A 21,945-nucleotide genomic window follows, 5' to 3' on the forward strand; every position below is an offset into this window, starting at 1 on the left:
CAGCGGATTTGCTGCTGTCCGAGTTTCTGGTTTCTGGTTTCTGGTTTCTGGTTTCTGGTTTCTGGAAAACAATAATTAAATCAAAGATCAAGATTCTCCCAGCACATAAAAAACGCGACCTTAGTCGCGTTTTTTATTATTCAGAACCTTCGGTTTTAGCGGCGCTGTTTAACCACGGCGCCAGCTGGTCACACCGTTTTTATCTTCAACAATAATACCTTTGGCCGTTAAAGCTGCCCGCGCTTCATCAGCGGCGGCCCAGTCTTTATTGGCACGGGCTTCATTACGTTTGGCAATCAGCGCTTCAATTTCAGCCACATCATCATCAGAGCCGCCGGCCTGCAGGAAAGCTTCAGCATCCCCTTGCAAAATGCCGAGCACTTCACCCAATTTCACCAGCACAGCAGCAAGCTCTGCGGCACGCTGTGGGTTCTGCTCTTTTTCTTTGTTAATGTCACGCGCCAGTTCAAATAACACCGGCAGCGCCAGCGCTGTATTAAAGTCGTCATCCATCGCCTGATTAAACTGCAACACATAACTGTTATCCAGTGACACTGCTGTCGCTGGCGTGACACCCCGCAGCGCCGTATATAAACGACCCAAAGCAGCATGCGCCTGTTGCAGGTTTTCTGCTGAATAGTTCAGCTGACTGCGGTAATGGCTGGAGATCAGGAAATAACGCACTGACTCACGGTTGTATTCGTTTAACACGTCTTTTACCGTGAAAAAGTTGCCAAGAGATTTGGACATTTTTTCTTTATCAACCTGCACCATACCGGTGTGGATCCAGGTATTAACGTATTGAGTGCCGTGCGCGCAGCACGACTGGGCAATTTCGTTTTCATGGTGTGGGAACTGTAAATCTGAACCACCACCATGAATATCAAAATGATTGCCCAGATGCTTAGCGCTCATCGCTGAACATTCAATATGCCAGCCCGGACGACCTTCGCCCCATGGTGACTGCCAGCTTGGCTCACCTGGTTTGGCCATTTTCCAGAGTACAAAATCCAGTGGATCGTCTTTGGCCTGGTCAATTTCTACCCTTGCACCGGCTTGCAGCATGTCAAGATTCTGTTGGCTGAGCTGGCCATATTGTGGGTAAGTGCTGACATCAAACAACACATCGCCGTCAGCCGCTATATAAGCGTGTTTTTTCGCCAGCAAAGTCTGAATTAATTCAATAATTTCCGCCATGTGTGTTGTCACACGGGGCTCAATATCAGCTGGCAACAGGTTTAAGGCTTTAAAATCTGCATGCATAGCTTCAGTGTAACGAGCCGTAAGCGCGTCACAACTTTCGCCATTTTCATTGGCACGTCTGATAATTTTGTCGTCAACATCGGTGATATTGCGGACATAAGTGACGTCATAACCGGAAAAACGTAAATAACGGTTCATCACGTCAAAGGCAACATAAGTACGGGCATGACCCACGTGACAGAAATCATAAATGGTAATACCGCAGACATAGAGGCCGACTTTGCCTGGTTGCATTGGCACAAAAGTCTCTTTTTGACGGCTCAGGGTATTATAAATCTGTAACATGGTGTCCTCTGATAAAAACGCTTGCGGCGAAAAGGCGATAGTGTAACACCGGTTCCACAGCTCGGCTATGGCATGCAAGGCCGATAACACCGCCTTTGGCTTTGTGTTCAGCCACTTCTGCGCTAAACTAGCGCCACTTTTTACTCTCTTGATTCAGAGGACATCCCATGGTCAGCTTACACACCAATTACGGCGTGATTAAATTACAGTTATTTGCCGACAAAGCACCTGCTACCGTTGAAAACTTTAAAAGTTATGTCAGCGAAGGTTTTTACGATGGCACTATTTTTCACCGTGTGATCAATGACTTTATGATCCAGGGTGGTGGTTTTACTGCCGATATGGAACAAAAAGAAACCAAAGACCAGATCAAAAACGAAGCAAACAACAAAGTGCCAAACAAAAAAGGCACTATTGCCATGGCCCGTACCAACGATCCACATTCAGCAACTTGCCAGTTTTTTATTAACGTGGCCGACAACAGCTTCCTGAATTTCAGCTCAGAAACTTCTTCTGGCTGGGGTTATTGTGTATTTGGTGAAGTGGTTGAAGGTATGGACGTCATCGACAAAATTAAAGCTGTGGCAACAGGCCGCAAATTTGGTCATGCCGACGTGCCGGTAGAGTCAGTCATTATCGAAAAAGCAGAGCTGCATGGCTAAGGGTTTAACCCTCGTTATTGCAGATTTGCATTTAAGCCAGGAACGCCCGGATATTACCGCGGCGTTTTTGCTTTTTTTACAGCAAAAAGCCGTTCATGCCGATGCACTTTATATTCTTGGTGACTTGTTTGAAGTCTGGATTGGCGACGATAACCCCTCGCCTTTGCTCACTCAGGTGGCGAATGCACTTCAACTGTTAGCTGCTCAAGGTGTGCAGTTATATTTTTGCCACGGCAACCGCGACTTTTTACTTGGCAAGCGTTTTGCCAAAAGAGCTGGTTTTCAGTTGTTACCCCCTGCCACTGTGGTGGATTTATACGGCACCAAAACCCTGCTGATGCACGGTGACAGCCTCTGTACCCTTGATTTGCAATATCAAAAGTTTCGCAGTTGGTGGGACCAACCCTGGTGGCAATGGCTGATTTTGTCGACGCCACTTTGGTATCGCCAGCATCTGGCGCGAAAAGCACGGCGCATCAGCAAAGCCGATAAATCTGTCAAAACCGCCATGATTATGGATGTCACACCGGATGAAGTGCCCAGGGTGATGGCTTTGCATCAGGTGCAGCATTTAATTCACGGCCACACCCACAGGCCTGCGGTGCATAAGCTGGATTTGCCAGACGGCAGCACGGCTTATCGTTATGTGGTTGGTGACTGGTATCAGCAAAGTTCTTATCTGGAAATTACCAAAACGCACTGGCAGCTGCATTTTGCTGCTTTGCCTGAGGTCATTGCTAAGCCTGAAGCTGAAGTCAGGGTGTGATGGGGTTGGAACAACAAAGCTGACAGCACTTTTAAAAATTTAAAGGAGCTATACTCAGCTCCTTTTTTATTATTGACCTGCCTTGAATAAAGTTACTAAGCCATTTACAACAAAGAAAAATTTATTGTTGTCAGACTGGCACACCACTATGGAAACGAAACTCGGTGTCTGGCGAGAGAATTAAATCCCGCTCCACTTGCGCAAAAAAAGCCACCCGCTCTTCGATAGGTTTTTTGCTGTAACTTTGCGCCAGCTCCAGATAATCGCTGTAGTGCCGCGCTTCAGAGCGTAACAACGAAATATAAAATTTCGCCAGTTCATCATCAAGCAAAGGTGCCAGTGCAGCAAAACGCTCGCAGGAACGCGCTTCAATAAAAGCACCAATAATCAGCTTGTCTATTAAAGCTTCAGGTTCGTAAGTACGCACATGAGTCAGCATAGCTTTGGCATAACGCCCCGCTGGCATTGGTGTATAAGGAATGTCGCGGCTTTTCATCAGTTCAATCACCTGTTCAAAATGGTGAATTTCTTCCCTTGCCAGCCGTGCCATTTTCGCCAGAATATCGTCGTTCTGTGTGATATCGCTGATAGAGTTCAAAGCTGCTGTTAAAGCGCGTTTTTCCAGAAAATCCTGTTCGTGTAAACCGCCCTCTTCCACATCAATACACTGATAAAAATCCAGATTCGGGATCAGTTGTTTTTTGCCTTTGGGCAAACAATAACGGCGGATCATGCTGTGTGCCGTCATGGCAGCCTTTACTTCGCAGTTAGCGTGGTCAATTAACAAAGCACTGAGCTGTTCTGGTTCAGCCGCTTTTTGCAGCCAGGCATCCGGCGTACGGCAAGCCAAAAAACCGGTAACAGGCGCCACCAATAATGCAATTTCTTCAGAAAGGACCACTGCCACTACTTATACCCCACAAAAAAGAGCCATCATTATAACGACAGCCCAAGGTGTCACCAAGTTGGATTTGCGGCAAAAATTGGCTTTTAACTGCTAAATGTTCAGCTTAATCCGGGCAAACTTGACGGGATCCAGTCTGTTAGCCATAACTTAACTATGAGTGTTGGCTAGTCACTCAGATACCATTAGTTCAGCAGTCGACAAGGATAACAAAAAATGATTCTAAACCACTTATGGGGGCTGTATGCCCACCCGAAAGAAGAATGGCATACTATAGACGCTCGTCACGAGAGTCTGCGTTACAGTTTGATCCATATTTTACTCGTTGCGTTGATCCCATCGGTTTGTGCTTATTTTTCAGCAGTGCATATTGGCTGGAGTATCGGCGTTGGTGAGCCCATTAGCTTAACGTCAGAAAGTGCGTTGATGCTGGCTGTTGCTATGTATATCGCTCTTATTCTCGGTGTGTTTGCGCTGGCGTATCTGGCCCATTGGATGGCGCATACCTTTGGCTCAGAGCCAACCTATACCCAAACGCTTGAGCTTGCCTCTTACACTTCCACCCCACTTTTTATGGTAGGTATTGCTGCACTTTATCCTGAACTCTGGTTTGTGATGCTGGTGGGGCTGGCAGGTTTATCTTATTCGGTTTATCTGCTTTATGTTGGTGTGCCTATTCTGATGCACATCCCGGAAGAACGTGGGTTTATTTATGCAAGTTCGGTTGTGACCTGCGGCCTGGTATTGCTGGTTTGTGTATTAACGGCAACGGCCATTTTATGGAGTTCGGGTTTCCAGCCGGTGTTTACCCATTAGCGAGGTTAAATTCAGCATAAAACACAAAGGGAGCTTAAGCTCCCTTTGTTATTTCTCAAACTCTTGCTGAAAAGGCATCAGCGAAACAGTAACAACAAGTCATCTGCCAGGCTATGGTCAACAAGTGCGATCAGTTGCCTTCGTTATAAGTTTCCAGATTGCCGGCCATTAACGCTGCTTTACCACCTTTTTGGGCATCACTACGGGCAGCATCTAATTTATTCAGATATTCCTGTGTAATGTCATTGGTGACGTACACACCATCAAAAACCGAAGTTTCAAACTTTTTGATATCCGGGTTCTGGCTGCGAACTGCTTCTACCAAATCAGGCAAAGACTGGAAAATAAGGCCGTCGGCACCAATGATTTTACAGACACTTTCAGCGTCATGACCATGGGCAATCAGCTCGTTGGCCGAAGGCATATCAATACCATACACATTCGGAAAACGGATTTCCGGCGCAGCTGAGGCAAAATACACTTTGTTGGCACCGGCTTCACGTGCCATATCAATGATTTGCTCTGAAGTGGTGCCACGCACAATAGAGTCATCCACCAGCAAGACGTTTTTGCCTTTAAACTCCTGCCAGATGGCATTCAGTTTACGTTTCACTGACTTTTTACGCTGGCCCTGGCCTGGCATAATAAAAGTACGGCCGATATAACGGTTTTTCACAAAACCCTGACGGTAAGGTAAACCAAGTTCGGTGGCAATTTGCAAAGCCGCATCGTTACTCGTTTCCGGAATGGGAATAACCACATCAATATCCAGATGCGCCCACTCTTTTTTGATTTTTTCGCCGAGCTTTTTACCCATAGCAACACGGGACGCATACACAGAAACATTGTCGATGGTAGAGTCCGGACGGGCGAAATACACATATTCAAAAATACAGGGGGTATAGGTTGGGTTTTCAGCACATTGCTGGCTGTAAAGTTGACCATCTTCAGTGATATATACAGCTTCACCCGGCGACACGTCACGCAATACGGTAAAACCATCGGCATCCAGCGCTACACTCTCAGAAGCCACCATATATTCGGTGCCCTTGTCGGTTTCACGTTTGCCCATGACCAGCGGACGAATGCCGTGCGGGTCGCGAAACGCCACTAAACCATGACCGATAATCAAAGCCACCACAGCATAACCACCGCGCACTTTACGGTGCAGATTAGCAACAGCACGGAAAATAGCTTCCGGCATCAGTTGCATGGCACCATCGCCCTGCAGCTCATGAGCCAGAGCATTCAGCAGTACCTCAGAATCCGAGCTGGTGTTGACGTGACGACGTGCCACTTTAAACAGCTCGTTTTTTACTTCTTCAGCGTTGGTCAGATTGCCATTGTGTGCCAAGGCTAATCCAAAAGGACTGTTGACATAAAAAGGTTGGGCTTCTGCTGTGCTGGAAGACCCGGCGGTAGGGTAACGCACATGACCAATACCGATATTACCGGCAAGACGTTCCATATGACGCTCTTCAAAAACGTCTTTGACCAGACCATTGGCTTTGCGTAAACGCAGTCTGCTTTGATCAACAGTGACAATACCGGCAGCATCCTGACCACGATGTTGTAACACAGTTAAGCCGTCGTATAAGGCCTGATTGACCGGATATTTACCTACGATACCAACAATACCACACATGGAACCTTACCTCGTCAGCGCTGATGTCTGTTGCATAAAACTGGAATTGTCTTTCAGATAACTGAAAAACCATTCAATAATAAAATCAAATTCTGGGATCAGGACTGAGGCTTTCCACCAGTCGGATCCGGCTGAAGGCGTAAAAGCATCCAGAAAAAACAACAGCGCACTGACCACCAGCACACCACGCAGAGCACCGAATAACAGGCCAAGCAAACGATCGGTACCACTCAGCCCGGTCGAATGTACCAATTTACCAACAAGGTAGTTCAATAGGCCGCCCAGCAACAGACAACAGATAAACAACACGGCAATAGCCACTGCGTTGCGGATCAACAAATTGTCGATGTTGGAGAAAAAAGGCGATAGATAAGGATAATAATGACTGGCGACAAAAAATGCCGCGATCCAGACGATCAGAGAAATGGCTTCTTTTACAAAACCGCGGATCAGACTGATAACAGTCGATAATCCGATAATTGCCAGAATGGCATAATCAACCCAGACCATGTGCTTCCAAAGGCTGCTCGATGACGGCGCGCATTCTACCAAAAGGCGCGCCGCTTAGGCTAATTATTTTCAACGGGCTGGAAGGGAACCACCTTCAGTTTTGGTACATCGGCCAGACTTTGCAGTTGTGTCAGACTGTTTTCCAGTTTTTCTTTTTTTAAATCAGGACCAACCAACACACTGACCATGGTTTGACCCTGCGCATTCACCACTTTACGGCTAAAAGTGGCAAAACCAGCGGCACGCAGTTTAGTGATCAAGGCATTGGCATTGGCTTCTTTACCAAAAGACCCTACCCGTACTACCCAGGCCGCTTTACTAAGTGTTTGAGAAGTTTCGGTATTTTGAGTAACAACTTTTTCGGTTTTGTTGTTATCGGACACTGCTGGTACTGCATCTGCCGTCATGGGCGCTGGTTCAGTTTTGACGCTTTCCACAGTTGCTGCTTTTGGGGTATTAGTTTCAGCTGGTTTGAGCTCTGTTGGCGTGGCAGCTGTACTGTCGGTGCTCACTGAGGCATAAGTTTGATCAGGCAGGGTTTCGCCCTTTTGCTCTGCACCGGCATCACCAGGTTGTGGATCAGTGCCATCCGCCTGCTCTGTTGGCAATGCCATGGCTTCTGCCCTGCTGGCATCATGCTGATCCTGTGCAAACACTTGTTGCTGCGCAACTGAAGCAAATTCCGGACGCTCCGGAATAGCTTTAAAGTCGTCTTTATTCACTTGCTTCTGACCGTCGAGTAAATCAGGCAAAAATACAATGGCAGCAACAATTAAAATGGCACTGCCAATCAGACGGTTTCTAAATACAGCTGTCATACATTTCCCTGCGGCCAGAGTGTCAGAAACTGTGACACTGTGATAAATGAACCAAAAATCAAGACTAAATCGTCAGCAGCCAAAGTTGGCGCAAGTGCTGACCACGCATTTTGCATATTTTCATAACATTGTGAAACTGCAATTGCAGGCAATTGCTGCGAAAGCTGCTCTGCACTGGCGCCACGGGGGCCTGGCAAAGTCACCAGATGCCAATGTTGCACTAAAGGCACAAAATCACCAAGGCTCTGGCGCATATCTTTGTCCTTAAGCATGCCAACCAGCGCATGCACACAACGATAACGCGGCGCAAGCTTTGAGAGCTGCGCTGCCAGATAAGCCGCCGATTGTGGATTATGTGCTACATCAAGAATAACCGCCGGGCTTTTACTGAGCCACTGCATACGCCCTGCCAAAGTTAAAGCTTCCAGCACAGCAACAATCTTGTTTAAAGGTGGCAATAAAGAAAGGGCTTCAAGGCACGCCAGACAGGTTGCCATATTCTGTACCGGCAATGCCGGCACCGGCAAAGCGTTAAACTCCTGGCTTTTGCCCTGAAATGACCAGCTGTTGCCATCCGGGGCCAGCTGATAACGGTAATCTTGATTCACCAGATGCAGTTGAACATCAAGCTCGCTGGCCTTGTCCAGTACCGATTGCGGCACCGCTAAATCACCAACCACAGCAATTTTACCGGCGCGGAAAATACCGGCTTTTTCCCGGCCTATCGTTTCTCTGTCGTTACCCAGCCAATCCTGATGGTCCAAATCTATAGTGGTCAGAATACTGGCATCGGGTGCAATAATATTGGTGGCATCCAGCCGGCCGCCTAAACCTACTTCAATAATACAAACATCAACATTGGCCTCTTTTAACAAGGCAAAAGCAGCCAGAGTAGTAAATTCAAAATAAGTTAACGCGGTTTCGCCCCTGAGTTCATTGACTTTTGCCAGGGCTTCTGCCCAGCTCTGATCGCTGGCATCGATATTATTGATACGTAAACGTTCATTAAATTTCAGCAAATGTGGCGAAGTATAAACACCCACCGAATAACCCTGCGCCAGCAGCAGTTGTTCCAGGCAACGGGCACTGCTGCCTTTACCATTGGTGCCGCCAAGCAAAATTTTAATACCGGGAAGTTGTTGCAGCTGACCACGTTCTGCCACCTGCAGCACACGCTCCAGGCCCAGCTCAATACGATCAATAGGATGGCTTTGTTCAATAAATGAAAGCCAATCGGCCAGAGTCTGGCACGATTGGCTGGAAGATACCGCTTGAGAGTTCATAACGCCTTAGGCGACGCGATTCTCCGATACCGGAGCTGGCAGCCGCATGAATTTTGCTACTAATCGCGCAATTGTATCGCGCATTTGGCGGCGGTCAACAATCATATCGATAGCACCATGATCCAGCAGGAACTCACTGCGCTGGAAACCTTCAGGTAATTTTTCCCGCACTGTCTGTTCAATAACCCTTGGGCCGGCAAAACCAATCAGCGCTTTTGGCTCACCAATATTCACATCACCGAGCATGGCTAAACTGGCAGACACACCACCCATAGTCGGGTCTGTTAATACTGAAATATAAGGCAAACCTGCTTCACTAAGCTTGGCAAGAGCGGCCGAGGTTTTGGCCATTTGCATCAGCGAGAACAAAGCTTCTTGCATCCGCGCACCACCTGAAGCGGAAAAACAAACAAATGGCACTTTATGCTCAAGGGCAAATTCAACACCTTTCACAAACTTGGCACCGACCACAGAGGCCATAGAACCGCCCATAAAGCTAAATTCAAAGCTGGCAACCACTACAGGCATGCCCTTGAGCGAACCACGCATCACCACCATGGCATCTTTTTCGCCGGTTTCTTTTTGCGCTGCAACTATACGGTCTTTGTATCTTTTGGAATCTTTAAACTTCAGCACATCTTGTGGCTCTAACTCGGCCGCCATTTCCACACCAGTGTTGGTGTCTAAAAAACTGGCCAGGCGCTCGCGGGCGCCAATACGCATGTGGTTGTCACATTTAGGGCAAACGCCCAGCTGGCGATCCAGATCGGCCTTATACAACACTGCGTCACAAGCGGTACATTTGGTCCACACCCCTTCCGGAATGTTGCGACGTGCCGACGACGAGGTTCTGGGCAGGATTTTTTCTAACCAACTCATAAATATTCCTTTGTTCTCACTGTGCGATTTTCGCGCACAGATTTAGTGAATTTATGCAAAATTCAGCGAAAATACGGCAAACGGCGGTTATTAAAACACAAAGGTTGAAGAAGCAACATAAAAAACTGGTCGTAGCTGTCAGGCGCCAACAGGTCTGTCCAGATTGGCTGCAGTGCCTGTTAGCTCTGTGTTTTTGTGTTTTGCTACCAAAAAGGTTTGCTGTTTCTCTGACGCTTAATCCGGTAAAAACAGCGGACCCAATGCGCCTTGTGGAATGTCAAACTCTGCCGGGTAATCCACAGCCACCAGATACAAACCTTCGGCCTTGGCCGTTGCTGCTGCCAAAGTGCGGTCTTTCGCCGCCAGCAACTCTGCAATCCACTCTGGTGGTCGTTTTTTCATGCCCACTTCCAGTAAACTGCCGGTGATATTACGCACCATATGATGTAAAAAGGCATTTGCTTTGATATCAATGACAATAAAGTCCTGATAGCGTTCAATATTCAGATGCATGATGTTACGAAATGGCGTATTGGACTGGCATTGAATAGCGCGGAATGACGAAAAATCCTGCTCACCAAGTAAAGCCGGCGCCGCCTGTTGCATCAGACTCACGTCTAAATCCTGATGATAATGACTCAGCCCCTGCCCTAAAATAGCCGGACGGTATTTGCGGTTGTAAATGACATAACGATAACGCCGGGCTGTTGCCGAAAAACGTGCGTGAAAATCGTCAGAAACTGGTTTTGCCCAGCGCACTGCAATACCCACAGGTAAATTGGAATTCACGCCCATGATCCAGCCACGCATATCTCTATTGGCGGAACTGTCAAAATGAATCACCTGACCTGTGCCATGCACACCAGCGTCGGTGCGGCCGGCGCAGAAAATCTCAATGGGTTCATTGGCAACCTGACTGAGCGCGCGCTCCAGCTCACCCTGAATACTTTTTACTTCGCGTTGACGTTGCCAGCCAAAATAACCGGTGCCGTCATATTCAATACCCATTGCAATGCGCATGCACACTCCTTTTTTATCCGGCGCGAGTATAACAAAGCACAACACAATTCCCAATGCGGCTTCAACCGCATTAAAAACAAAACCCGGCATAGTCTGACACCAGGCCGGGTTTTATTGATTGGTTAGCTGCCGGCTAAATCCGGCCGTCAGCGCTTTGCAACTTCAGGGCTAAGTTTCAGCCCTTCAGCTATTTTGCAGGTGAATTGCCTCTTGTTTGACATGCGCAGGCGCATCAGACGCCAGAATTTCTTTGATCAGCTGTTGTGCGCTGTCACTGTCGCCAATTTCATTATAAGCCCGGATCAAATCCAGCTGACCGGCAAAACCAGCGTCAGCCTGATCCACATCACCCATTTCATCGGCCGCTATTAAATCTTCAAAATCGGCCAGACCAACGTCAATATTCAAACCTGGCGCCATTTCAGCCTCGATATCTTCTTCAGTGGCCGCCAACAATTTATCAATATGAACATAATCAGGCAGATCATGTTCCGCCATAGCGACAACCTGAGTCTCAGGCGCCACATCAGACCGAACGGGAGCTATTTCTGATGCTATAGCTTCAGCAGCAAAAACATCAGGCTCAAGCGCATCCAGCGCTGATAACATTTCGTCAAAGTTGGTGTCTTCGAGCTCAGACAACTCTGTCACTATTGGATCTTCGGCAACCAGCTCATCTGGTAACAGCGGATTTGTGGTGTTTGCCAACAATGTGTCATCCGGGAAAATCAGATCATCAGCTGCAAATTCTTCCGTCAGTTCCAGCTCAGGATATTCGTCCAGCACTTTACTGGGTCTTTCAACCGACGAGATAGACTCGTACAACCTGCTGACGGAATCATCATCCAGTTCTTCCAGATCCGGCATAGTTGCAGCAGCCTCTGAAGCTTCACTTTGATTCAAATCAGTGAACGTTGTATCCGTCAGGTTCAGCGCAGAAAATTCATCATCATCGAGCAAAATATCATCGGCATCAAAAGCGCTTTCTGCCGCTATCTGGGCTTCGTCGTTTGCATCAACTGTATTCAGATGATGCAAATCCGGCTCCTGCAACATCTGACTCACATCAGCAGGCGATAATTCGGCTTCGGCAAAATCCTGTTCTGCTTCTGTCACTGCAGACTGCGGTAAGTCAAGCGCTGTTAAACTGGCCGCCTGTTGGCTTTGCGCCCTGATTTCCGCCACTTCCGACAAAATATCGTCAAGTTCGCTATAAAGTTCACTTTCATCAGCTTCAAGCAGCTCGGTAATAGGTTCCTCGTCGACTCTTACCAACTCAGAATTCAGATTCTCTTGGGCGCTTTGTGGTGTCATGGCAGGCAAACGCTCTTCTGCCAGCGATTCAGCAAAGGCATCCAGCTCAGAACTGTCAAAATGCGGCACTTCAGCTTCGGCTGCTGTGGTCACAGCAGCCACAGTGCTGTTGGCGCTAAGCAGCGAGTCGATATCAAAATCATCTGTGTCTGAGACATCCGCAGTAACAGCTTTAGCGGGCTCTGGCATAGAAGGCGCCACTTGTTGTTGTGATTGTTGTGACGAAGCGACCAGCGCGTCGATATCAAAATCATCACCCAAATCAAAACTGTCATCATTGCTTTCTTTGTCAGCTGGAATATCAAGCTCAATTTCTTCCAGCAGTTCATCAAACTCGTCCGCCTGAGCTGCAGCGCTTTGCAAGGCCCCGGCCGACAGCGGTGTATCAGGTAACAAATCGTCATCAGTGAAGTTATCAGATGCCGTAACCTGCTGTGCTGCCATCGCATTGGCAAAAATAGCGTCTGGATCTTCGTCGGCACTTTCTGCGGCAGTGCTATCAAACAACGAACTTAACTCGTTATTGGATAAGATGTTATTTGGATCAAATTCGGTTTTGCCGGCAAAAGCCGGTTCGTCTTCGGCACTGGCAAATAACGACGATAAGTCGTCGCCTGACAAAATATTATTTGGATCAAATTCTGTTTTTGCCGGTGTTTTGCCTGGTGTATCAAAAGGCTCATCAAGCAAGTCATCCAAATCAAAGTCTGAACTGCGGCCAGCCGTTGGCGTTGGGGCAAAATCATCCAATAAATCGTCGTCGGTAAAGCTTTGTGCTGCTTTATTGTTTGATCTGCCAAAATTGTCTTCATCCAGTCGGATGCCCGATTGCACACGCTGATTCAACAAAGAATCATCGAGGTTGATCAGACTGTTTTCATCAAAATCCAGACTGTCATCTAACGGAGGTAAAGGTGAGCGGTAATTTGGATCCACAGCAGGCGCAGCAGTAGCAGCACTCACTACAGCAGCAGCCTTTTGACCACGACGGCGGATCACCGACACTATCACCAGCAGCAAAATCACCGCAGGTAAAGATCCCATAATGGCCCAGCCGACCGGACTACCGGCAAATTTTTGCCAGAACACGGCAAAATTAAACCCTTCTTCAGCCTTGCGGATTTGTTCACGTTGTTGTTCTAACAGTTCAGTTTGCTGTTGTAGCAATTGTTGTAACTGGGTCTGAATTTCACTGTCTTTATCCAGCTGGCTTTTGACCACTGTCAGCTCTTTCACCACAGTATTCAGCTGATTTTTCAGCTGGGTATTTTCCTGCACTATGGTTTCAACATTGGTCATCGAAGCACCAAGCCGTTCACGTAAATCTGACAACCTTTCGGTTTGCTCGGCTTCAACTCTGCTCAGTTCATCAGTAATCTCGCGGGTCGCTTTGGCCAAATCATCGGCCTTGGCGGTTTTATCTTCAGGTTTTGCCTGAGCTGCCAGCCGGATTTTTTCCGCCCAGAGTCTGTCGTCATTTTCAGATTTGCGTTGTGCTTCAGTGGCATTGACCGCCAGAATTTCACGTAAAGTGGGAATTTCCAGATAAGCGCCTGGTTTTAAATGATTAAAGTTGTCATCTAAAAAGGCGTCGGGGTTTTTCTGATAAATGGCATACATCACCTGATACATGTTCAGACGTTGATCAGGTCTGGCTTGCTCCGCCAGCCGCCATAACGTATCACGGGATGATAAAGGACCAAGCCGCGTCACTGCCGGCGCGTCAAATTCTTTGGGCCCACGCAGTTTTGCTGTGGTGTCCGCCCAGGCGACCGTCATAAAATTGACAATCAGCAACAGGATCAATAATCGCAGATGATGCATTCCAATATCCTTTACCGCTGAAGTGGCAGTTGAGCCCACTGAAAGATGCGGTGTCATCGCCTCAGCTTTTGATAATAAACTTTCCTGCAAGCATTGTTCCACATTCGCTGGCAGGCAAAAACAGCCGATCCTAAACCAGTTTGGCGCACAATGCGATCTGCGCTTTGCTGCAGTGATGCAATTTTATCTGCCGATCCGACTGAAACTTAACTTCAAGCGGGAATTAATTTAAAAGCAACTGCATCGCTGCGTGCGTTGTTGTTGCAATAACGCCTTATCCTACATCCATAAAAAAAGCTCCCGGTTGGGAGCTTTAACTGGCAAAGATGCTGCTTTACAGATAATCGCGAATAAGATGTTCGGCAATCTGAATACTGTTGGTGGCGGCGCCTTTGCGGATATTGTCAGCAACTATCCACAAATTCAGCCCGTTTTCGTAAGAAATGTCTTTGCGGATACGACCAACAAAAACATCATCCTGACCCTGAGCATTGCCCACCTGCGTCGGGAAATCGGCATTGTCTTCCAGCAGCGTGACACCTGGTGCATTAGCAAGCAAAGCTTTTACCTGTTCCACACTGATTGGATGACGGGTTTCCAGATGCACAGCTTCGGCATGGCCATAAAACACCGGCACCCGCACAGCTGTTGCATTCACTGCAATATGGTCATCACCCATGATTTTTTGGGTTTCCCAATGCATTTTCATTTCTTCTTTGGTGTAACCGTTATCCAGGAACACATCAATTTGCGGAATGACGTTAAACGCAATCTGACGGCTGAATTTACCTGTACTTTCAATAGGACGGCCGTTTAACAGCTGCGCTGTCTCCTGCGCCAGCGCTTCCACACCTTGTTGCCCAGCACCACTGACCGACTGATAAGTAGCCACATTAATACGGCTGATACCAACAGCGTCATGAATAGGTTTTAATGCAACCAGCATCTGAATAGTGGAGCAGTTTGGGTTGGCGATGATATTGCGGTTGCGATAATCGGCAATGGCATGGGCATTCACTTCAGGCACCACCAGCGGAATATCGGCTTCGTAACGGTAATGTGAGGTGTTATCGATCACCACACAACCGGCATCAGCAGCACGTGGTGCATAAACGGCAGACACGCTGCCACCTGCTGAAAACAAACCAATTTGTGCTTCTGACCAGTCAAAAGTTTCAGCGTCCAGCACTTCAATTTGTTTACCCTTAAAGGTGACGAAACCGCCAGCAGAACGACTACTCGCTAAAGGGATCAACCGTTTCACCGGAAAATCGCGTTGTTCAAGAATTTCAATCAGATGCTGACCGACTAAACCGGTTGCGCCTAATACTGCGACGTCGAATTGCTGCGCCATATCGTCTTTCCTCTTTTACTGGCTGCTAAAACCTAACTGCGTTAAATATTCTGGAATTGCGCCTTTTGGCGCTGTTAACCGCAACGAACTGAATTCACGTCGCGGTGGATAATGTTTTCTGAGCCAGTCAAACCCATTGCCATTCAGATGATATCTGAATAAAGCATCATCACGGCGCACATCATATAACATACGGCACAAACTTTGGACATCTGAAAGTCTAAAATTTGCAGAAATTTGCAGCATTTCCATCACAGGCTTAGGGCAAAAATCATAGAGCTGATGTTGTGGTTGAATTTTTAATAACTGACAAAGCGCCTGATACAACATTTCGGTACCGCGGGCTTTGCCTTCAATACTATGACCGGCGATGTGAGCCGTCGCGATACGGCAATAAGGCACCAACGCTTTGAGCACTGAAGGTTCGTTGTCCCAGACATCCAGCACCAGTGGCCTTTGCGTGCCAGCTGTTTCAGAGCTCTGAGCACGGCCTTGTGCTTCCAACAGCAATGCCTGATTGCAGGTTACTTCACCACGGGATGCATTAATAATGGCGACATCAGGGGGTAATTCTGACAAATTGTTGCTGTTTAACAGCTGAAAGGTTGGGTGTTCACCGGTTTTCACTAAAGGCACATGAAAACTCAAGCCATCCACTTGTTGCATTAAATCCGCAAAAGGCACATGGGGAAAATCCGGCTCTTTTGCTTTGCGCAGCGGGTCGCACTGTAACACTTTCACTTGCAGCGCTTGTAACGCTTTCACCAGTCTTGCACCAATCTGCCCTACGCCAACCACACCAATGGTCCATTGCTGCAGTGGTTTTTGTTGTTGTTCGCTCAATAAAAATAAACTGCTGAGCACATACTCCACCACCGACTGGGCATTGCAACCTGGCGCGCTGGTAAAAGTGACACCGCGGTTTTGCAGATAAGTTTTATCAATATGATCAACACCAATAGTGGCGGTACCAACAAACTTTAACCTATTGTTTTGTGATAATAATTCAGCATTCACTTTGGTCACGGAACGCACCAGCAATACATCGGCGTCAGCCACCTGCGCTGGCGTCAGATTGCGGCCATCTACCAACTGTACCTGCCCAAAGCCTGCAAAAAACTGCTGCACATAAGGCATATTTTCATCAGCGTAAATTTTTAACATCAGCGATCCTGCAAGAGATTTTATGGGCGAGCTGTGGTCACAAGGAATACAAGGTCAGGCCGGCATTCTAAAACGCAGCCAAAAACAAAGCCACCTATTGGTGGCTTTGTGGTTGCGCTTTGCAGCCTGAGCTGCAGAAACACGCCATTAACCGCGATATTTTTGCATCACTAAAGTGGCATTGGTGCCGCCAAAACCGAAGCTGTTTGACATCACAGTGTTCAGCTGTGCCGGACGGGCTTCTGTGACAATATTTAAGCCTTTGGCTGCTTCATCCAGCTCACCGATATTGATAGATGGGGCAATAAAACCGTGCTCCATCATTAATAACGAATAAATGGCTTCATGCACACCGGCAGCGCCTAAAGCGTGGCCTGTCATAGCTTTGGTAGCGCTGATAGCAGGTGATTTACCGGCAAATACTTCCTGAATAGCACCCAGCTCTTTCACATCACCAACAGGTGTACTGGTACCGTGGGTGTTGACGTAGTCAATAGGTGCATCCACAGCCTGCATCGCCATTTGCATACAACGCACAGCACCTTCACCACTTGGCGCTACCATGTCGTAACCATCTGAAGTAGCGCCATAACCCACGACTTCACCATAAATTTTTGCGCCGCGGGCCAGTGCATGTTCCAACTCTTCAATCACCAGAATACCGCCACCGCCACTGATCACAAAACCATCGCGGTTAGCATCATAAGTGCGTGAAGCAATTTCCGGCGTTTCATTATATTTGCTGGACAAAGCGCCCATAGCGTCAAATTCCATCGCCAAAGTCCAATGCACTTCTTCACCACCACCGGCAAAAATAATGTCTTGTTTACCCAGCTGGATCAGCTCTACCGCATGGCCAATACAATGGGCACTGGTAGCACAGGCCGAACTGATGGAATAGTTCACGCCTTTAATTTTAAATGGCGTGGCTAAACAGGCAGAACAGGTGCTGGACATGGTTTTTGGCACCACATAAGGCCCAACTCTTTTTACGCCTTTTTCACGCAGAATGTCGGCAGCTTCCACCTGAGTTTTTGACGAAGCACCACCAGAGCCAACCACTAAACCTGTGCGCGGGTGTGACACCTGCTCTTCGGTTAAACCTGCGTCTTCAATGGCTTGCTGCATGGAGATATAAGCAAAAGCGGCAGCATCGGCCATAAAACGTAAGGCTTTGCGGTCAATCAGCTCGCTGGTGTCGAGTTTGATATTTCCCCAGACTTGCGAACGCAGGCCCAAATCGGCAAATTCCTGTGAATAGGTGATCCCTGAGCGGCCGGCTTTTAATGACGCCAATACTTCCGCCTGATTGTTACCGATACTGGAAACTATGCCCAAACCGGTGATCACTGCTCTTTTCATTCTGACTCCTGAAGCTGGTCTCTGACCGAAAAACTGTGGATAAAAAATTAACGAAAAACATTGTACGGACTTTTATTGCTGAACTGGTCCAATTTCAGCGCACAGTTGTACACTATTATCCAAACAAATGACAATCAGGTTAAACTGTGGCGTTTTTTTTCGAGAGTCCGTGATGCAGCCTATTCAAAGCGCCAGTATTTATTACAACGAGCAAGGCACACCGATGTCAACGCTGTTTGACGATGTGTATTTTTCCAACGAAAGTGGCCTGGAAGAAACCCAATATGTGTTTTTGCACAAAAACGGCTTACCCCAACGTTTTTTAAATCACGAACGTAGTTATTTTCATATTATCGAAACTGGCTTTGGCACCGGATTAAATTTTTTGCTGGCCTGGCAAAATTTTCGTCTGGCACAAAAACAAGCACCTGCCGCTTGTTGTGAACGACTGTATTTCAGCACTTTTGAAAAATATCCGATTTGCCATGCCGATTTGCAAAAAGCCCTGTTGCACTGGCCTATGCTGGCAGAACTTGCCGCTTTATTGCTGGCGCAATACCCCAAGCCTCTGCCGGGTTGCCACAGATTAAAATTTGACGATGGCCGCGTGATTTTGGATTTATGGCTGGGTGATGTGCACGACTCTATGCCGCAGCTCAGCAACCAAAACAGCGCGGACGCCTGGTTTCTCGATGGTTTTGCGCCCAGTAAAAACCCACAAATGTGGCAACCTGAGTTGTTTGCCCAAATGGCGCGGTTAAGCCGGGTTGGCAGCACAGTGGCCACTTTTACCTGCGCCGGTCTGGTGCGTCGTGGTTTGGCTGAGGTTGGTTTTAGCGTGAAAAAAACCAAAGGTTATGGCCGCAAAAGAGAAATGTGTATTGGTATTTTTCAAAGCCCGTTCCCACAGCCGGAAGAATCAGGCGCCAATACCAGCACTTTAGCTTCAGACACAACCAAGTTAGCCACAGCTGGCGCTGATTTGTGCAGCCTGCCTCTTGCTGTAAATACGGCAGATTTAACCCCATCAACAGCGCATCACCACACAGACCACAAGCCTGTGACTATTGTCGGTGGTGGTCTGGCCGCTATTTGTCTTGCATTAAATCTGATCAAGCGTGGCCGGAAGGTCCTGTTGCTCTGTGCCGATAAGGATGTGGCGCAACAAGCCTCGCATAACAGACAAGGCGCTTTATACCCACAACTTCAAGCCAGCTGGACGCCGGTTTCTATGTTGCATGCTTTGGCTTTTGGTTTTGCCGGGCGTTTCTACCGTGAACTTCAACAACAGTTTGAATTTCCGGTCGATTTTTGTGGTGTGTTAACTTTGGCCTGCAACAACACACTTAGCACCCGCCAGCAAAAAATGGCGGCAGAGCCTGCTTATGGCGCTGCTTTATTTACCGCTTTGAACGCCGTTGAAGCCTCAGAAGTTGCAGGTGTGGCTTTGCCTTTTGGCGGTTTGTATTACCCCGCCGGTGGCTGGATAGCACCGCAGCAGTTTTGTCAGGCAGCTTTGGCTTATCTGCAACAACACAGCACTTTTGAAGTGTGTTTTAACAGCAAAGTGAACAACTTAGCATGGCAGGCTGAAACCGGGCAATGGCAACTTAATGGCGAAAATAGCCTCAGCCAACAACCTCAACAATGGTTAACAGACACGCTGGTGCTGGCTTGTGGCAGCCACATTCACCGTTTTGCGCAAAGCAATTTTTTACCGCTGAATCTGGTGCGTGGTCAGGTTAGTCACTTTCGGTCAGAAAAAATGGCGGCTGTTAAAACAGTCATTTGCCATCAGGGTTACATCACACCAGCGCTCGACAATGTGCATTGTGTTGGCGCTACCTTTGACCGCAGTCTTGCAGAGCCGCTGGAGCTTGAAACTGACAATATTGCCAATCAGGCGCTGGTGAATCAGGTATTACAGCAGCCGTTGTGGTTTGATGATGTGAAGCTAGATTCTGCCAAAGCCGGTGTTCGCACTACAGTGCCGGATCATCTGCCGGTGGCTGGTGCTATAGCGCCTGAACTTTATCTATTGGGCGGCCTGGGTGCGCGGGGTTTGTTATTTGCCCCTTTATTGGCCGAACAACTGGCGGCGCAATTATGTCAGGAGCCTGAGCCTTTAAGCGACGCGCTGGCGCATCTGGTGACTCCGATGCGGTTTGCCAATATGAGGTTTACCAAATAAACAAAGGCGCCCCAGAGCGCCTTTGTTTTGATGATTCAGCTGTGGTCACACCGCCTGAAATTACAAATGAGCCAGCTGAATAACGGCCCTGCGGTTAACACCACGGCCACGCGGCGTGTCGTTAGGCGCAACATGGCGTTTTTCACCCAAACCTTCAGTATCTATCAGACTTTCATCAACACCGGCTTCAACAAAAAAGGTTTTTAAAGTTTGTGCTCTTTTGCGTGACAACTCTTCGTTGATCCAACGACCACCATAACTGTCGGTATAAGTGTCAATGCGCACTGATGCGATGTTTTTATCATGTTTCAGATACTCAGCAATTTGTTTCAGCCGTGCCGCTGATTCACGTGTCAGCTCATCGCTGTTGGATTGATAATTCAACACTGTCATCGCTATATCTTCAAAACTATAACGTAACAGGCTCGCCATACACTGGTTAAATTTCTGATAAGGCCCGTCAAAATGCACCGGACTAACAGCTGCTGCAATTTGATCAAAAGGGCTGTGCCAGTCGGCAAAATAAAAAGTTGGGCTAAAACCTTGCTCAAGTTCAGTCAATAAAGTCCAGGCTTCTTTTTTGGCTAAATCACCATCAAATTGTTTTAACAGTGCAAAATCAGCAATAGCTTTGGCTTGTTCACCGGCACGCCAGGCCGGCGGCACCGACAATACTTTAGCTAAACCATAATCATCCGGCAGCCGGGTCATTTTCAGCGCAAATAACAAATTTAATTCTTTGCCAGACTGACTGACAAAACTCACTTCACCAAAGTTTGGAATACTGTGACTCAGCTCACACTGCAAAGCGTTGGAAGTTTTTAACGCCCAGTTGGCCTGTTCAATAGAGGCAACATATTGCCGCACGTTCTGCCGCTCTGCCTGCAACTGTGATTGTTCACTGTTTGCGAAGACCATTGCTGAAAACAGGCCCAGACACAGATAAACACAGAATTTCATTGGACCTCCGGCATCAAAATGCTACACACCACCATGGGTATCCTCAGCTTAGGTTCGATTATAAGATTTTTCCTGCAAAGCCTGTGCCGCAACAAGACGACTTGCATTTTTTTTGGCATACTGCGCGTCCGATAGTCAGGCTGGTTTGGATATGACACAAGCGACAACATTACTCTCTCAACGATTTCGTGGATATTACCCTGTAGTTATCGACGTCGAAACCGCAGGCTTTAATGCGCAAACCGACGCTTTATTGGAAATAGCCGCAACTTTGCTGACGATGAACGACAATGGTGAACTTTGTATCGCCCAAACTTTGCATTTTCATGTGGAACCTTTTGAAGGTGCAGTGCTGAACCCAAGTTCATTGGCATTTAATGGCATCGACCCCTTCAACCCGCTACGTGGTGCGGTTTCTGAACGTGAAGCCCTGACCGAAATTTTTAAAGCAGTGCGCAAAGCACAAAAAGATGCCGGTTGTCAGCGTGCTGTGATGGTGGCGCATAACTCGGCTTTTGATCAGGGCTTTTTAAATGCTGCAGTTGAGCGTAACAACATTAAACGCTCGCCTTTTCATGCTTTTGTGTCTTTTGATACCACAACTTTGGCGGCTTTGGCTTTAGGGCAGACCGTATTGGCAAAAGCCTGCAAAGCTGCCGGCATTGCTTTTGATAATAAAGAAGCTCACAGCGCTTTGTACGACACTGAGCGAACTGCTGAGCTATTTTGTTACATCATTAACCGTTGGCATTCGCTTGGCGGCTGGCCGCCACCTGTATTTGTTGATGACAGTGTTGATGACGAAACAACAGACCAAAGCTCGGATTCAAACGACGCAGCCTGAGCATTTCGCAATAAAAAAGCAGCCACAGCTGCTTTTTTATTGCTGCTGACGCCTATTCACACAACAGGCGCACAGCGGATA

18 protein-coding genes are annotated in these 21,945 nt (G+C 47.7%); 5 read left to right on the top strand and 13 right to left on the bottom strand.

Annotated features, from left to right (window positions below):
• Window positions 1-168 precede the first annotated feature (168 nt).
• A complete protein-coding gene (gene cysS / locus RCH83_RS02430) occupies window positions 169-1,548 on the bottom strand; it encodes a cysteine--tRNA ligase (RefSeq protein WP_306518674.1) in 1,380 nt (459 codons plus the stop codon).
• Window positions 1,549-1,715: 167 nt separating this feature from the next.
• Here cysS and RCH83_RS02435 point away from each other — a divergent pair, with 167 nt between their 5' ends.
• Window positions 1,716-2,210 (top strand): peptidylprolyl isomerase, encoded by a 495-nt coding sequence (locus RCH83_RS02435; protein ID WP_306518676.1) that lies wholly within the window; start codon window positions 1,716-1,718, stop codon window positions 2,208-2,210.
• Window positions 2,203-2,976 carry a UDP-2,3-diacylglucosamine diphosphatase gene (gene lpxH, locus RCH83_RS02440; protein ID WP_306518678.1) on the top strand — a complete coding sequence of 258 codons (774 nt, stop codon included), beginning with the start codon at window positions 2,203-2,205 and terminating at the stop codon, window positions 2,974-2,976. The genes RCH83_RS02435 and lpxH overlap by 8 nt, the downstream gene beginning before the upstream one ends.
• 130 nt (window positions 2,977-3,106) lie before the next feature.
• On the opposite strand, the gene RCH83_RS02445 is transcribed toward lpxH, so the two are convergent.
• Complete coding sequence (locus RCH83_RS02445) at window positions 3,107-3,883, bottom strand: tRNA-(ms[2]io[6]A)-hydroxylase (protein WP_306518680.1); 777 nt, start codon at window positions 3,881-3,883, stop codon at window positions 3,107-3,109.
• Window positions 3,884-4,096: 213 nt separating this feature from the next.
• Here RCH83_RS02445 and RCH83_RS02450 point away from each other — a divergent pair, with 213 nt between their 5' ends.
• A complete protein-coding gene (locus RCH83_RS02450) occupies window positions 4,097-4,696 on the top strand; it encodes a Yip1 family protein (RefSeq protein ID WP_306518682.1) in 600 nt (199 codons plus the stop codon).
• Window positions 4,697-4,826: 130 nt separating this feature from the next.
• Here the strand turns inward: RCH83_RS02450 and purF are convergent, their stop codons facing one another.
• From purF to fabB, 10 genes are all read right to left on the bottom strand, one after another.
• The gene (gene purF, locus RCH83_RS02455; RefSeq protein WP_306518683.1) at window positions 4,827-6,341 is read right to left on the bottom strand and encodes an amidophosphoribosyltransferase; all 1,515 of its coding nucleotides are present in this window, start codon (window positions 6,339-6,341) and stop codon (window positions 4,827-4,829) included.
• A gap of 6 nt (window positions 6,342-6,347) precedes the next feature.
• Complete coding sequence (locus tag RCH83_RS02460; protein WP_306518685.1) at window positions 6,348-6,851, bottom strand: CvpA family protein; 504 nt, start codon at window positions 6,849-6,851, stop codon at window positions 6,348-6,350.
• 59 nt (window positions 6,852-6,910) lie between these two features.
• Window positions 6,911-7,669: an SPOR domain-containing protein gene (locus RCH83_RS02465; RefSeq protein ID WP_306518687.1), complete on the bottom strand. Its 759-nt coding sequence runs from the start codon at window positions 7,667-7,669 to the stop codon at window positions 6,911-6,913.
• On the bottom strand, window positions 7,666-8,952 hold the full coding sequence (gene folC, locus RCH83_RS02470) for a bifunctional tetrahydrofolate synthase/dihydrofolate synthase (RefSeq protein ID WP_306518689.1): 1,287 nt from the start codon (window positions 8,950-8,952) through the stop codon (window positions 7,666-7,668). Before folC ends, RCH83_RS02465 begins: the two co-directional genes overlap by 4 nt.
• Window positions 8,953-8,958: 6 nt before the next feature.
• Entirely contained in the window at window positions 8,959-9,831 is an 873-nt protein-coding gene (gene accD, locus RCH83_RS02475) for an acetyl-CoA carboxylase, carboxyltransferase subunit beta (protein ID WP_306518691.1), read from the bottom strand.
• A gap of 234 nt (window positions 9,832-10,065) precedes the next feature.
• Window positions 10,066-10,851, bottom strand: coding sequence for a tRNA pseudouridine(38-40) synthase TruA (gene truA / locus RCH83_RS02480; RefSeq protein WP_306518693.1), 786 nt, complete (start codon window positions 10,849-10,851; stop codon window positions 10,066-10,068).
• A gap of 183 nt (window positions 10,852-11,034) precedes the next feature.
• Window positions 11,035-13,989 carry a FimV/HubP family polar landmark protein gene (locus RCH83_RS02485; RefSeq protein WP_306518695.1) on the bottom strand — a complete coding sequence of 985 codons (2,955 nt, stop codon included), beginning with the start codon at window positions 13,987-13,989 and terminating at the stop codon, window positions 11,035-11,037.
• Between the two features lie 334 nt (window positions 13,990-14,323).
• On the bottom strand, window positions 14,324-15,343 hold the full coding sequence (locus RCH83_RS02490; protein ID WP_306518697.1) for an aspartate-semialdehyde dehydrogenase: 1,020 nt from the start codon (window positions 15,341-15,343) through the stop codon (window positions 14,324-14,326).
• A gap of 15 nt (window positions 15,344-15,358) precedes the next feature.
• Window positions 15,359-16,507 (bottom strand): 4-phosphoerythronate dehydrogenase, encoded by a 1,149-nt coding sequence (locus RCH83_RS02495; protein ID WP_306518699.1) that lies wholly within the window; start codon window positions 16,505-16,507, stop codon window positions 15,359-15,361.
• Between the two features lie 147 nt (window positions 16,508-16,654).
• Window positions 16,655-17,869: a beta-ketoacyl-ACP synthase I gene (fabB, locus tag RCH83_RS02500; protein ID WP_306518701.1), complete on the bottom strand. Its 1,215-nt coding sequence runs from the start codon at window positions 17,867-17,869 to the stop codon at window positions 16,655-16,657.
• Between the two features lie 172 nt (window positions 17,870-18,041).
• Between fabB and mnmC the strand changes: the two genes are divergently transcribed.
• Window positions 18,042-20,060, top strand: coding sequence for a bifunctional tRNA (5-methylaminomethyl-2-thiouridine)(34)-methyltransferase MnmD/FAD-dependent 5-carboxymethylaminomethyl-2-thiouridine(34) oxidoreductase MnmC (mnmC, locus tag RCH83_RS02505; RefSeq protein ID WP_306518703.1), 2,019 nt, complete (start codon window positions 18,042-18,044; stop codon window positions 20,058-20,060).
• 60 nt (window positions 20,061-20,120) lie between these two features.
• Here the strand turns inward: mnmC and RCH83_RS02510 are convergent, their stop codons facing one another.
• Entirely contained in the window at window positions 20,121-20,978 is an 858-nt protein-coding gene (locus RCH83_RS02510; protein WP_306518705.1) for an OmpA family protein, read from the bottom strand.
• 193 nt (window positions 20,979-21,171) lie between these two features.
• Here RCH83_RS02510 and rnt point away from each other — a divergent pair, with 193 nt between their 5' ends.
• Entirely contained in the window at window positions 21,172-21,864 is a 693-nt protein-coding gene (gene rnt, locus RCH83_RS02515) for a ribonuclease T (RefSeq protein WP_306518707.1), read from the top strand.
• Window positions 21,865-21,945 lie beyond the last annotated feature (81 nt).

The organism is Rheinheimera sp., from assembly GCF_030824435.1.
GTDB lineage: Bacteria > Pseudomonadota > Gammaproteobacteria > Enterobacterales > Alteromonadaceae > Pararheinheimera.

Bases quoted from the DNA above. Each gene is read 5' to 3' on its own strand.
- cysS (WP_306518674.1), bottom strand. From the start codon at position 1,548: ATGTTACAGATTTATAATACCCTGAGCCGTCAAAAAGAGACTTTTGTG.
- RCH83_RS02435 (WP_306518676.1), top strand. From the start codon at position 1,716: ATGGTCAGCTTACACACCAATTACGGCGTGATTAAATTACAGTTATTT.
- lpxH (WP_306518678.1), top strand. From the start codon at position 2,203: ATGGCTAAGGGTTTAACCCTCGTTATTGCAGATTTGCATTTAAGCCAG.
- RCH83_RS02450 (WP_306518682.1), top strand. From the start codon at position 4,097: ATGATTCTAAACCACTTATGGGGGCTGTATGCCCACCCGAAAGAAGAA.
- purF (WP_306518683.1), bottom strand. From the start codon at position 6,341: ATGTGTGGTATTGTTGGTATCGTAGGTAAATATCCGGTCAATCAGGCC.
- RCH83_RS02460 (WP_306518685.1), bottom strand. From the start codon at position 6,851: ATGGTCTGGGTTGATTATGCCATTCTGGCAATTATCGGATTATCGACT.
- RCH83_RS02465 (WP_306518687.1), bottom strand. From the start codon at position 7,669: ATGACAGCTGTATTTAGAAACCGTCTGATTGGCAGTGCCATTTTAATT.
- folC (WP_306518689.1), bottom strand. From the start codon at position 8,952: ATGAACTCTCAAGCGGTATCTTCCAGCCAATCGTGCCAGACTCTGGCC.
- accD (WP_306518691.1), bottom strand. From the start codon at position 9,831: ATGAGTTGGTTAGAAAAAATCCTGCCCAGAACCTCGTCGTCGGCACGT.
- truA (WP_306518693.1), bottom strand. From the start codon at position 10,851: ATGCGCATTGCAATGGGTATTGAATATGACGGCACCGGTTATTTTGGC.
- RCH83_RS02485 (WP_306518695.1), bottom strand. From the start codon at position 13,989: ATGCATCATCTGCGATTATTGATCCTGTTGCTGATTGTCAATTTTATG.
- RCH83_RS02490 (WP_306518697.1), bottom strand. From the start codon at position 15,343: ATGGCGCAGCAATTCGACGTCGCAGTATTAGGCGCAACCGGTTTAGTC.
- RCH83_RS02495 (WP_306518699.1), bottom strand. From the start codon at position 16,507: ATGTTAAAAATTTACGCTGATGAAAATATGCCTTATGTGCAGCAGTTT.
- fabB (WP_306518701.1), bottom strand. From the start codon at position 17,869: ATGAAAAGAGCAGTGATCACCGGTTTGGGCATAGTTTCCAGTATCGGT.
- mnmC (WP_306518703.1), top strand. From the start codon at position 18,042: ATGCAGCCTATTCAAAGCGCCAGTATTTATTACAACGAGCAAGGCACA.
- RCH83_RS02510 (WP_306518705.1), bottom strand. From the start codon at position 20,978: ATGGTCTTCGCAAACAGTGAACAATCACAGTTGCAGGCAGAGCGGCAG.
- rnt (WP_306518707.1), top strand. From the start codon at position 21,172: ATGACACAAGCGACAACATTACTCTCTCAACGATTTCGTGGATATTAC.